Source organism: Actinacidiphila cocklensis (assembly GCF_907177275.1).
Lineage (GTDB): Bacteria > Actinomycetota > Actinomycetes > Streptomycetales > Streptomycetaceae > Actinacidiphila > Actinacidiphila cocklensis.
The window spans coordinates 26,675-38,113 of record NZ_CAJSLV010000063.1; the positions used below are offsets into that span (position 1 = coordinate 26,675).

The 11,439-nt window shown below is 73.6% G+C and carries 6 protein-coding genes; all 6 read right to left on the reverse strand.

The window, feature by feature from the left end; genetic code table 11:
- Nucleotides 1-51: 51 nt before the first annotated feature.
- From NFU81_RS22495 to NFU81_RS22520, 6 genes are read right to left on the reverse strand one after another with little or no spacing between them, the layout of a single operon-like run.
- Nucleotides 52-5,487: a non-ribosomal peptide synthetase/MFS transporter gene (locus tag NFU81_RS22495; RefSeq protein ID WP_251492723.1), complete on the reverse strand. Its 5,436-nt coding sequence runs from the start codon at nt 5,485-5,487 to the stop codon at nt 52-54.
- The gene (locus NFU81_RS22500) at nt 5,487-6,548 is read right to left on the reverse strand and encodes a 2-oxo acid dehydrogenase subunit E2 (RefSeq protein WP_251492725.1); all 1,062 of its coding nucleotides are present in this window, start codon (nt 6,546-6,548) and stop codon (nt 5,487-5,489) included. Before NFU81_RS22500 ends, NFU81_RS22495 begins: the two co-directional genes overlap by 1 nt.
- Nucleotides 6,541-7,509, reverse strand: coding sequence for an alpha-ketoacid dehydrogenase subunit beta (locus tag NFU81_RS22505; protein ID WP_251492727.1), 969 nt, complete (start codon nt 7,507-7,509; stop codon nt 6,541-6,543). Before NFU81_RS22505 ends, NFU81_RS22500 begins: the two co-directional genes overlap by 8 nt.
- Nucleotides 7,506-8,441, reverse strand: a complete 936-nt coding sequence (locus tag NFU81_RS22510; RefSeq protein WP_251492729.1) for a thiamine pyrophosphate-dependent dehydrogenase E1 component subunit alpha — start codon at nt 8,439-8,441, stop codon at nt 7,506-7,508. Before NFU81_RS22510 ends, NFU81_RS22505 begins: the two co-directional genes overlap by 4 nt.
- Nucleotides 8,438-9,880, reverse strand: a complete 1,443-nt coding sequence (locus tag NFU81_RS22515) for a condensation domain-containing protein (RefSeq protein WP_251492731.1) — start codon at nt 9,878-9,880, stop codon at nt 8,438-8,440. The genes NFU81_RS22510 and NFU81_RS22515 overlap by 4 nt, the downstream gene beginning before the upstream one ends.
- Nucleotides 9,877-11,364, reverse strand: coding sequence for a class I adenylate-forming enzyme family protein (locus NFU81_RS22520; protein ID WP_422665263.1), 1,488 nt, complete (start codon nt 11,362-11,364; stop codon nt 9,877-9,879). Before NFU81_RS22520 ends, NFU81_RS22515 begins: the two co-directional genes overlap by 4 nt.
- Nucleotides 11,365-11,439: the final 75 nt, after the last annotated feature.

Here is an 11,439-nt window from a genome sequence, read left to right on the forward strand (position 1 = left end):
TTAACGACCGTGAACACGGCCATCCTCGCACGGCGGAACGACAGGCCCGCCTCAGCCCACCGGCACGGGCACCGGCACCGGCTCCCGCTTCTCCGCCAACGCCTCCACGCCCAGCAGGTCGTCCGGCAGCGCGTCGGGCATCTCGGTGTCGAAGCGGGCCAGCCGCCTGATCCGCAGCGCGCCCGCGACGACCAGCGCCATGCCGGCCGAGCAGAGCAGGAACATGAACGCGACACCGCGCCCCGGCCCGGTCCCGACGACCACGCCGGCGCTGGAGGCGAGCGCGCCGTGCTCGGTGAGCAGCCGATTGAACAGCGCGGAGCCGAAGGGAGCGACCAGGCCCATGCCGATGGGCAGCGTGGACCAGGCCACCAGGGTGTTCAGCGCGAAGACCCGGCCGTGGTATCGGTAGGGCACCTTGAGCTGCACGATCGTGGTGTAGAGGGAGTTCATGACGGTCAGGAAGTAGGTCAGCGCGAAGGCGCCGGCGCCGATCAGCCACAGCGAGGGGCGCAGGCTGACCAGGACGCCGCCGGCGGCCATGCACAGCGTGGTGATCAGCACGCCCTGGAAGCGGCGGCTGCGCGGCCCGCCCCACAGCGCCATCGTCGTACCGCCGAGCATGACGCCCAGGCCGCTGACCACCGAGACCCGGCCGACGTCGCCGAGCGTGGCGAAGGACAGCACCAGCGGCGAGACGAGCAGCAGCAGCGGGGACAGGAAGATGTTGAGCACGGCGAAGTAGGTGAGGATCGAGCGCAGCCCGCGGTCCCGCCAGGTGTAGCTGAAGCCCTTGGCGATCTCCGTGGTCAGCGGCTCCCTGGGCCGCCAGGGCAGGGTGTCGGGGAAGCGGACGAGGAGCACCACGCCGATGGCGAAGGCGTAGCTGACGACGTCGATGACGACGATGCCGCCCAGGCCCATGACGTTCAGCAGGCCCGCGGCGATCAGCGGGACGACGAGCTGGGCGACGCCGTTGGTCATCTGCGTGACGCCGATGGCGTGGCCCAGGTACTGCTTGGGGACCAGTTGCGGCACCGCGGAGCCGTAGGCGAGCCGCTGGAAGGTCGTGCTGATCGACAGTGCCGTGACCAGCAGGTAGATCTGCCACAGGTGGATGCCGCCGGTGAGCAGCAGGACGGCGAGCAGCGCCTCGATCGCGCCGGAGGCGCAGTCGGCGGCGAGCATGACGGTCCTGCGGCTGCCGCGGTCCACGATCGCGCCGGCGAGCGGCGAGATCAGCAGGCCGGCGAGGTTGAGCACCGCGAGCAGGGAGAACTGCGCGAGGGACTTGTGGTCGACCAGGACGGTCAGCGGCAGCGCCCAGCCGGTCAGTGCCGAGCCGATCAGCGAGATCTGCTGGCCGGCGGCGATGGTCAGGAAGCGGCCCATGCTGGGCCGTACCCCGGAGGCCGCCCCGGCCTTGGCGGCCGCCTCGGACTCGGCGGTGGCGATGTCCTCGATCCACCAGGTGTCGGACGCGGTACGCGGCGGCGGGTCGCCGAGCCGGGTGTGCGTCCTGATCACCGAGGCCAGTTCCTCGGCGCGGTAGCGCAGGAAGAAGTGGCCGCCCTCGTCGAGGACGACGAGCGCCGAGGTGCCGGTGAAGGAGCGCCACTCCCTGAAGCGCTCCTCGTACAGCTGCGTCGCCGGGTCGCGCTCGCCGACCACCGAGATGATGGGCGCGTCGAGTTTGCGCAGGTCGGGGGTGTCGAAGAGGGTGGTGAAGTACTCCTCCGCGGCCTTGGAGTCGTGCCGCATCGTCCTGATGATCCGGTCGGCGACGGCGGGGTCGAGTTCGTCCAGGTCGACTCCGCGGGCCTTGAGCGAGTCCAGGTCGCTCTGGCTGCTGCGCAGCCGCTCGAAGAACTCCGGGCGGGTGAGGCCGCGCCACAGGCCGCCGGGCTTGGCGAAGGGGAAGATCGCCCCGATGTAGCAGGCCTCGACGGCCCGGCCCGCGGCTTCGACGCGGCGGGACAGCTCGACGGCGAGCGCGGCGCCGACGCCGCAGTGGCCGTAGATGACCAGCGGCCCCTCGATCGCCAGGATCTCCTCGGTGGTCCGCGCGGCCAGCTCGTCGAACTCCATCGGGTCCTCGTCGAGTCCGATGTCGTTGCCGGGGATGGACAGCGCGTAGAGGGCCTCGTTCAGCGGCAGTTGGTCGGCGAGCGGCTGGTAGACGATCGCGCTGCCGGAGCCGTAGGGCACGCAGACGTAGGTGACGGTGGCGGTGGCGCGGCGCTGCGGGGTGAGCCGCTGGAGCAGTTGCCGCGGTCCCTCGGGGGCGGACTGCGAGGCGAATGCGGCGAGTTCGGCGACCGTGCGCAGCGAGAACATGTCGACCAGGCCCACCGGGCGGCCGCCCGCGGGGAGTACGGCCCGCAGCTTCGCCACCGCCTGGATGGCCAGCAGCGAGTGGCCGCCGAGGTCGAAGAAGTCGTCGTCCAGGCCGACCTGTTCGGCCTCCAGGACCTCCGCCCACACCGCGGCGACGGCCCGCTCCGCCTCGGTGACCGGTGCGCGGTACGCGGCCGCGGTGACCTCGGGTTCCGGCAGCGCCTTGCGGTCGAGCTTGCCGTTGGGGGTCAGCGGCAGGGCGTCGAGGGCGACGACGTGCGAGGGCACCATGTAGTCGGGCAGGGTGCCGCGGACCGCGTCGCGGGCCTGGGCGGCGTCCTCGGGGCCGCCGACGAGGTAGGCGATCAGCCGCTGGTCCGCGCTGACCACGACGGCCGCCTCGCGGGCGCCCGCCCGGTCGCGCAACGCGGCCTCGATCTCGCCGAGTTCGATCCGCAGGCCGCGCAGCTTGACCTGGTTGTCGAGCCGGCCGAGGAATTCGACGGTGCCGTCGGGCAGCCGGCGTGCCGCGTCCCCGGTGCGGTAGAGGCCGCCGGCGAAGCGCTCGGCGGTCAGCTCGGGCCGCCGGTGGTAGCCGAGCGCCACCGCGACCCCGCCGAGGTGCAACTCCCCCGGTACGCCGACCGGCACGGGTTCGCGGTGCGCGTCCAGGATGTGCATCGTGACGTTCTGGATGGGGCTGCCGATGGGCACCCGTGCCCGCCCGGCCAGCGCTGCCGGGGTGCACTGCCACGACGAGACGTCGATGGCGGCCTCGGTGGGGCCGTAGAGGTTGTGCAGCTCGGTGTCCGGCAGCGTCCGCAGGCAGCGCTGCGCCAGGTCGACCGGCAGCTCCTCGCCGCTGCAGATGATCCGGCGCAGCGAGGCGCAGCCGGCCGCGGGGGCGTCGGCGTTGTCGGACAGGAACAGCCCGAGCATGGACGGGACGAAGTGGGCGGTGGTGATGCCCTCCGCGGCGACCAGCGCCCGCAGGTAGCCGGGGTCGCGGTGGCCGCCGGGCTCGGCGAGCACCAGCCGGGCACCGGCCAGCAGCGGCCAGAAGAACTCCCACACCGACACGTCGAAGCTCGCGGGGGTCTTCTGCAGCACCGAGTCGGCGGCGGTCAGCGGGTACCGCTTCTGCATCCAGTCCAGGCGGTTGACGATCCCGCGGTGCGCGTTGGGCACCCCCTTCGGGCGACCGGTGGAACCCGAGGTGTAGATCATGTACGCGGCCGACGCCGGGTCGCCCGCGGCTTGTGGGGCGGTGGCCGGCTGCCCCTCCCACGGCCCCGGGTCGTCGAGGACCAGGACGGTGGCGTCGCAGCCCGCGAGTGCGCTCACGGTGCCGGCCGTGTCGCCCAACGCGCCCTGCGCGCTGCGCTCGACCAGCCTGCGCTGGGTGAGGACGACCGGCGCGGCGGCGTCGGAGAGCATGAACTGCAGGCGCTCCGCCGGGTATTCGGGGTCGAGCGGTACGTAGGCGGCGCCGGTCTTGAGGGTGCCGAGCAGGGCGACGGGCAGGTCGAGGGAGCGCTCGGCGCAGACCGCGACCAGCGACCCCGGGCCGACGCCCTCGGCGATCAGCCGGTGCGCCACCTGGTTGGCGCGCGCGTCGAGTTGGGCGTAGGTCAGCGAGCCGCCGCCGAAGGTGACGGCCGTCGCGCCGGGGGTGCGGCGCACCTGGTCGGCGACCAGGCCGTGCAGGGTGCGGTCGGCGGGGAAGTCGGCGGCGGTGTCGTTCCAGCCGGCCAGCAGCGCGCGTTCCGCGTCGTCCAGCATCGGCAGCCGGCTGACCGGGGTGTCCGGGGCGGCGACGGCGGCCCGCAGCAGCGTCTCCAGGTGGCCGGCCATCCGGGTCATGGTGGCCGCGGTGAACAGCGAGGTCTTGTAGGTGAAGGTGCAGCCGAGGCCGCCGTCGCCGGTCGGTACGACGTACAGCTCCAGGTCGTGCCGGGAGGAGCCGGGGGTGAGCGGGTAGTCGCTGACCTGGATCTCGGCGCCGCCGTCCGCGCCGGTCGCCACGGGGAAGTCGTGCATCGAGAACAGCGCGTCGACCAGCGGCTGCCGGCTCGGGTCGCGCGGCACGTTCATCTCCTCGACCAGCCGGGCGAAGGACAGCTCCTGGTGGTCCAGGGCGTCGATCACCACGTCCCTGGTCCTGGCCAGCAGCTCGGCGAAGGTCGGGTCGTCGTCCAACCGCGCCTGCAGCACGAGGGTGTTGACGAACATGCCGACCACGGACTCGAACTCGGCCCTGGTCCGCCCGGCGACCGGGGTGCCGACGCCGAAGTGCCGCTGCCCGGTACTGCGGGACAGCAGCGTCTCGAAGGCGGCGAGCACGACCATGAAGCGGGTCGCCCCGTGCCGGTTGCCCAGTTCGGCCAGTTCCGCGGTGAGCGCCGGGTCGAGGACCCTGACGACGGAGGCGCCCTCGAAGCGCTGCCGGGCCGGGCGCGGCAGGTCGGTCGTCAGCTCCAGGCGTGGCAGGCCGGCGAGTTGGCGCCGCCAGTAGCCGGACTCCCGCTCCAGGGGGCGCTCGCGCTGCCAGGCCGCGATGTCGCGGAAGCGGACCGCGGGCGGCTGCGGGCTCTCGACGCGGTAAAGGGCCACGAGGTCGCGGACCAGCAGCTGGGCGGACTGGCCGTCGGCGACGAGGTGGTGGACCAGCAGCGCCAGCACGTGGTCGTCGGTGCCGCGGGCGACCAGCAGCGCCCGCAGCAGCGGCCCGTTCGCGGGGTCGAGCGGGACGGCGCACTCGGCGTCGATCGCCGCGACGGTCTCCTGGTCGCCGGACGCGGCCGCGCGGGCCAGCGGCACGGCGGCCGACTCGGCGACGTGGACGGCCGGATGGCCTTCGGCGTCGGCGGGGAAGCGGTGGCGCAGGCTGTCGTGCCGGCGCGGGAGTTCGGCGAGCGCCGCCTCCAGCCGTGCGATGTCCAGCGGGCCGCGCAGCCGTACCGCGAGCGCGATGGTGTAGGTGGCGGTGCCCGGCATGTACTGCTCCATGAACCACAGGGGTTCCTGGGCGGGGGCGAGCAACGGGCGCTCCCCCTCGGGCCGTACGGGCACCGCCGGTGCCTCCCGCCGGCCGCTGAGCCGGCGTCTGAGCAGTTCCCGCTTCGCCTCGGACAGTTCGACGGCCGGCATCAGGCGAGCCCTTCCATGGAGTTCTTCAGTGCGTGCAGGAACAGCGCGGCGTCCCGCCCGTTGATCAGCCGGTGGTCGTAGGCGAGCCCGATGTTGGCGGGCGAACCGTCGGCGGGCGAGGTGACCGCGAGCGCGCAGACGGTGCCGGGGAAGACGAAGGGGACGGCCAGCACCACGTCCCCGTCGGTGTGCAGGGTGATGACGAAGTTGGCGCCGCCGAGGTCGCTCTCCCGGAAGGTGCCGCTGGTCGCGGCGATCCGGTAGGCCATCATCCGGGTGGCGATCTCGGCGGTCGTCAGGGCTCTGGGGTCGCGGACGCACGGCACGTAGAGGCCCTCGCCGAGGTCGACGGTCACGCCGATGTGCGGGGCGTCGGCGAGCGTCGCGGTGCTGCCGTCGATGGCGGCGAAGAAGCGCGGGAAGCCGGCGTGCAGCGCGGCGACCTGCTGCACGAACAGCTCGGCGAGGCCGACCGGCCTGCGGACGGCCCTGGTCAGCCGGACCGCGTGCGCGCGTGCCGGGCCGAGGTCCATGCGCACCACGGTGTAGGCGGCCGGGATGGTCCGGTGCGAGATCTCCACGGCCCGGGCGACGCCCTGCTGGACGCGGGTCAGCGGGACACCGGCGGGCGCGTCCGCGGCGGGCGCGGCTGCGGGCCGCAGTGCCTCGACGTCCTCGCGGCGCACGACCGCCAGGCCGAGTGCTGCGATCTGCTGTGCGGTGACGCCGAGTTCGTCGGCGAGGGCCTGTGCGGGCCGGGTGACCAGCGGGCCGCCGGCGGGCTGCGCGGCGGCCGCGGGCGGCGCCTCGGCGGTACGGGCCGGTGCCGCGCCGTCGCGCACGTCGGCGATGGGCCGGCCCGGGCGGCAGCGGGCACCGGCCGCGACGAGGTGGTGCAGCGTGCCGGACTCCGCCGCCTCCAGCTCCTCGGTCGCCTTGGAGGTTTCCACCACCGCGACCGGGTCCCCGGCGCCGACCGGCTCGCCGTCCCCGACCAGCCAGTCGGTCAGGACGTAGTCGGTGTCGTTGCTGTTCAGCTTGGGCACCAGCAGCTCAGCCACGGAGCTTCTCCCGGATCGTGCGGTGGACGTCGCGGGCGCTGACCAGCACCTCGCGCTCCAGGTGGGCGGCGGTGGGGATGACCGAGTCCGCCGAGTGGACGAGCGTGACCGGGCCGTCGAGCCGCGCCCAGTGCCGCTGGTGGACGACGTGCGCGACCTCCGCGCCCCAGGTGCCGCCCGCGGTGCCCTCCTCGACCACGAAGACCTGCCGCACGTCGGGCAGTTCGAGCTCGACGGGGTAGATGCGGGAGGGCACCAGCAGGGTGCAGACGATCTCCTCCTCGACCAGCAGCGAGCGCATCGCGTCCAGTACCCGGTGCGCGACCCCGCCGCCCGCGACGACCACGCAGTCCGGCCGCACTCCCGGCAGCGACACCTCGGCGGTGCCCCCGTCCGCCCGCAGCGCGAACGGCGGCTCGACCTCGTACATCGGCCGGGTGTAGAGCACCTTGTCCTCGAACAGGACGCAGGGCTCGGCGCGTTCGAGCATCTCGGCGAGGACGTCGGCGTGGTCGCGGAAGGGCGACGCCTCGTACAGCGCGAGCCCGGGGACGCCGACGAAGTGCTTCTGCAGGCTCTGACTGTGCGTGGGGCCGTAGCCGCGGCCGCCGCCGACCGGGCAGCGGACGACCATCCGCATCGGCAGCCGCTCGCCGTACATCGTCACGGACTTGGCGGCGAAGTTGACCAGCTGGTCGAAGGCCAGCGCGGTGAAGTCGCCGAACATCATCTCGACGATCGCGCTGTCGCCGGCCAGGGCGAGGCCGGCGGCGACACCGGTGATCGCGTTCTCGCTGATCGGGGTGGACAGCACCCGCCCGGGGAAGCGCTCCGAGAGCCCGCGGGTGATCTTGAAGGCGCCGCCGTAGGGGTCCACGACGTCCTCGCCCAGCAGGTACAGGCCGGGCTCGCGCTCCATCAGGCCGTGCAGCGCCGCGTTGAGGTTCTCCGCGACCCTCATGACGGCTCCCTCGCGACGACGTCAGCGGCCACGGCGTCGATGTGCGCCCGGGCCGCCGCGTCCAGCCGGGCGAACCGCTCGGGGTCGGCTGCGGCGTATCGCGGGTACCAGTCGGCCGCGCGCGCCTCGGCGATGTCCTGGGCGCTGCGGGTGTCGTCGCCCTTGCTGTGCGGGCCGAGCCGGTGCGTGGCGAACTCCACGACCAGCGGCCGCCCTTCGCGGACCGCGCGGACCGCGGGGTCCAACTGGCGGCGGATCGCGGTGACGTCGACGGTGTCGACGCGGCGGTGCTCGATGTCGAAGGCCGCGGCCCTGCCGGCGATGCTGCCCGCCATGTTCGCGGCCAGCGGGGTGGACTGGGCGATGCCGTTGTTCTCCACGACGACCAGCAGCGGCAGGTCCCACAGCGAGGCGATGTTCAGCGCCTCGTAGACCGCGCCCTCGCCGAAGGTCCCGTCGCCGACGTAGACGCAGGCCAGCGCGCCGGGTTCGGTGCGCTTCAGGTGCAGGGCGACGCCGCAGGCCACCGGCAGGCTCTCGCCCTGGACGCCGGTCGACAGGTAGCGGTCCCGCCGGATGTGCTGGCTGCCGCCCACCCCGCCGCAGACGGCTCCGCTGCGGCCCATGATCTCCGCGAGCAGGCCCTCGGGGTCGCGGTGCCTGGCCAGGTAGTGGCCGTGCCCGCGGTGGTTGCTGAACACGTGGTCGCCCGGAGCCAGCAGCCCTTCGAGCGCCACGGGCACGTACTCCTGGCCGAGGCAGGTGTGGGTGGTGCCGTTGAGCATGCCGCGGTCGAACAGGTCGAGCAGCGTGGACTCGAAGGCGCGGATGGTCAGCATCAGCGACAGGTCCTGGTCGGACAGGCCGGTGAGCGGGGACTTCGCCGGGGCGTCGCCATGGGAGCGCTCCCGGAGCGGGGCGGGGGCGCTCACCGCCGGACCACGGCGACCACGCCGGCGATCGTGGAGTTGTCGAAGAAGTCGTCCAGGCCGATCTCCACGCCGAGTTGCTGCTGCATCCTGGCGATGATCTGGGTGATGGTCAGCGAGTGGCCGCCCAGGTCGAAGATGTCCTCGTGCGGGCCGATCGGCGAGCGCTCAAGGACCTGCTCCCAGATCTCCCTGACCTGCGCGACCAGCGGGTCGCCCGCGTCGGCCGGCGCCGCCGGGGCCTGCGGCTCGGCCACCGTCGCGGGAAGCGCCGGTGCGAAGTCCACCAGCTCGCCCAGCGGCCGCTGCGGGTCGGCGGCGACCGCCGCGAGCAGCCCGGCCAGGTCTGCGGCGAAGCGCCCGGCGTCGGGCAGCTCCAGCGGGTCGTGGCGCAGGCTCGCGACCGCGCCCGACGGCCCGTGCGCGACCTGGAGTTGCAGCGCGCCCCGCACGCTGCCGTTGGCGGCCAGCCACTGCACCTCGCCCAGCGGGCTCGCGGTGCCCGGCAGCCGCCGGTAGCTGATCGACACCGGGGCGAGCGCGGCGTGCGGCCGCAGCCCGGGCACCGCGCGGGCCAGTGGCACCTCCCGGTAGCGGTAGATCCCGCGCAGCTCGGCGCGTACGTCCGCAGCGAACCGCGCGAACGGCGTGTCCGCCGACGGCCGGGAGAACAGCGGGAGTTCGTTGACGTACGGGCCGACGTGGCCGGCCTCCCGCTCGGTGCGGGTCGACAGGTCCAGGGCGGTGGCCACCTCGGCGTTGCCGTACGAGGCGAGCAGCACGTGCACGGCCGCGACCAGCACCTCGAACTGCGTCACCGCGTCCCACCGGGGTATCTCCAGCGGGAACCGGCTGGCCTCGGCCGCCGCGGCCCGGCGGGACCGCAGCGAGCCGCCGGGCACCGCCGTGGCGTCCGGCTCGTGCCAGCGCCCGGCCCAGAAGGCGGTGGCCTCCGGCAGCAGCGCCTCCACCCGCTCGCGCTGCGCAGCGGACCGCCCGGCGTGGTCGGAGTGCTCCAACTCGGCCGGTGTGCTGCCCTCGTAGTAAGCGGCCAGGTCGGCGACCAGCAGGTCCTTGGACTGGCCGTCGAAGACCAGGTGGTGCGCGACGACGACCAGGGTCTCGTCGCCGACCAGCGCGAACCGCACCAGCGGGCCGCGGGCCAGGTCGAACGGCCGGGTGACGGCCTCCTCGACCGAGCCGGCCTCCTCCAGCCCGGGCAGCTCGGCCGCCGGCACCAGCACCGGGTCGCCGTCGCCGTCCCGCAGCGCGCAGCCGAGCAACGGGTGCCGTTCGACGACCGCCCGGCAGGCCTTGGCCAGGGCGCCGCGGTCCGGGGCCGCGTCGAGGGTCACCACGATCGGCATGTGGTAAGCGGTGCCGGCGCCCGTCCGCGCGGCGATCCACATTCCATGCTGGGTGTAGGAGAGCTGGCTGTTCATCGGACGACCTCTCGGAGCGCGCGTTTGTCCACCTTGCCGCCCTGGTTGCGGGGCAGGGCGTCGAGCGTGATCAGGTGCTGCGGCAGTTCGTGGGGGGCCAGCCGGGATCTGAGGAAGGCCCGCAGGTCCGTGTGGTCGACGCTGCCGACGACGGCGACCGCGACCGCCTTGCCGAGCGCGGGGTGCGGCACCCCGAAGGCCGCGGCCTCGACCACGCCGGGGTGCTCGTAGACCGCCTCCTCGACGTGCAGCGTCGAGACCTTGTGCGCACCGGACTTGACGACGTCGCTCTCCCGGTCGACCAGGTAGAGGTAGCCGTCCTCGTCGACGTAGCCCAGGTCGCCCATCCGCACCCAGCCGCCGCGGAAGACGCCCTCGGAGGCGGCCGCGTCGCCGTAGTAGCTGCGCGACGCGGTGGGCGAGCGCATCCACACCTCGCCGGTGGCGCGGGCGGGCAGCGGATCGCCGTCCGCGGTGGCGACCTTGACGGCGCCGCCGGACGCGGGGCGGCCGACGCTCGACGGGCGCTCGGGGTCGTAGAGCATCACGGTCTGCGCCGGTGCCGCCTCGGTGGAGGTGTAGTAGTTGGCGATCGTCGCCCGCGGGAAGGCCGCGGTCAGCTCGGCGGCGACCTTGCCGGGCAGCGGGGCCGCGGCCGAGCCGAGCAGCAGCACGCTGGACAGGTCCGACTTCAGGTGCGCCCCGGCGGCGAGCAGTTCGATCGCCATGGTGGGGACCAGGAAGACGGTGCCGACCCGGTGCTCCTCGATCATCCGGGCGAAGCGACCGGGGGTGAAGTGGCCCAGGGTCAGCACGGCAGGGTGGGCGCCGACCGCGTTGGCCAGCATCCACTGCCCGGCGTTGGTGCCGATCGGGAAGGCGTGCGCGAGGGTGTGGGAGTGGGCGAAGGGCCTGCGCCGGCCGCCCCAGCCGTAGCCGAGGTTCGCGTGGGTCGCGGCAACTCCCTTGGGGCGCCCGGTGGTTCCCGAGGTGTAGAGGATCTGCGCCAGGTCGCCGGGCTCCGGCAGCCCGACCGGGCCTTCGGCGGTGGGCAGAGCGCCGGCCCGCAGCACCAGCGAGGCGCCGCAGTGCGCGAGCATCGCGTCGAGGTCGGTGCTGCTCAGCCGGTCGGAGAGCGGCACCGCGACGGCCCCGGCCTTCAGGACGCCGAAGAAGGCGACGGCGTACTCCAGCCAGTCGGGGCTGCCGAAGACCAGCCCGACCCGGTCCCCCGGCGCGACCCCGCGCCGCAGCAGACCCGCCGCCACCGCATCGGAGCGGCGCCACCAGTTTCGGAAAGTCAGTGCACCGGACCCCGCAACTTTTAGGGCGTCACGGTCGGGTTCTGCGGTCGCGCGCGCCCGCAACAATTCGGACAGGGTCGTGCTCACGTGCTGTTCCCCCTGGTACGCACCGGCCTGCCACCGGCAAAGTGAAGGAATCGGCTCCGTCTGAAGGCGAGCAAACCCCCTACAACAGCTCATTGACTGAGCGCGCTCACCCTGGCATTGTCGCCCAGAGCCGTCAACCCTTTCGAATGTGTCGGCCTGATTTACGAA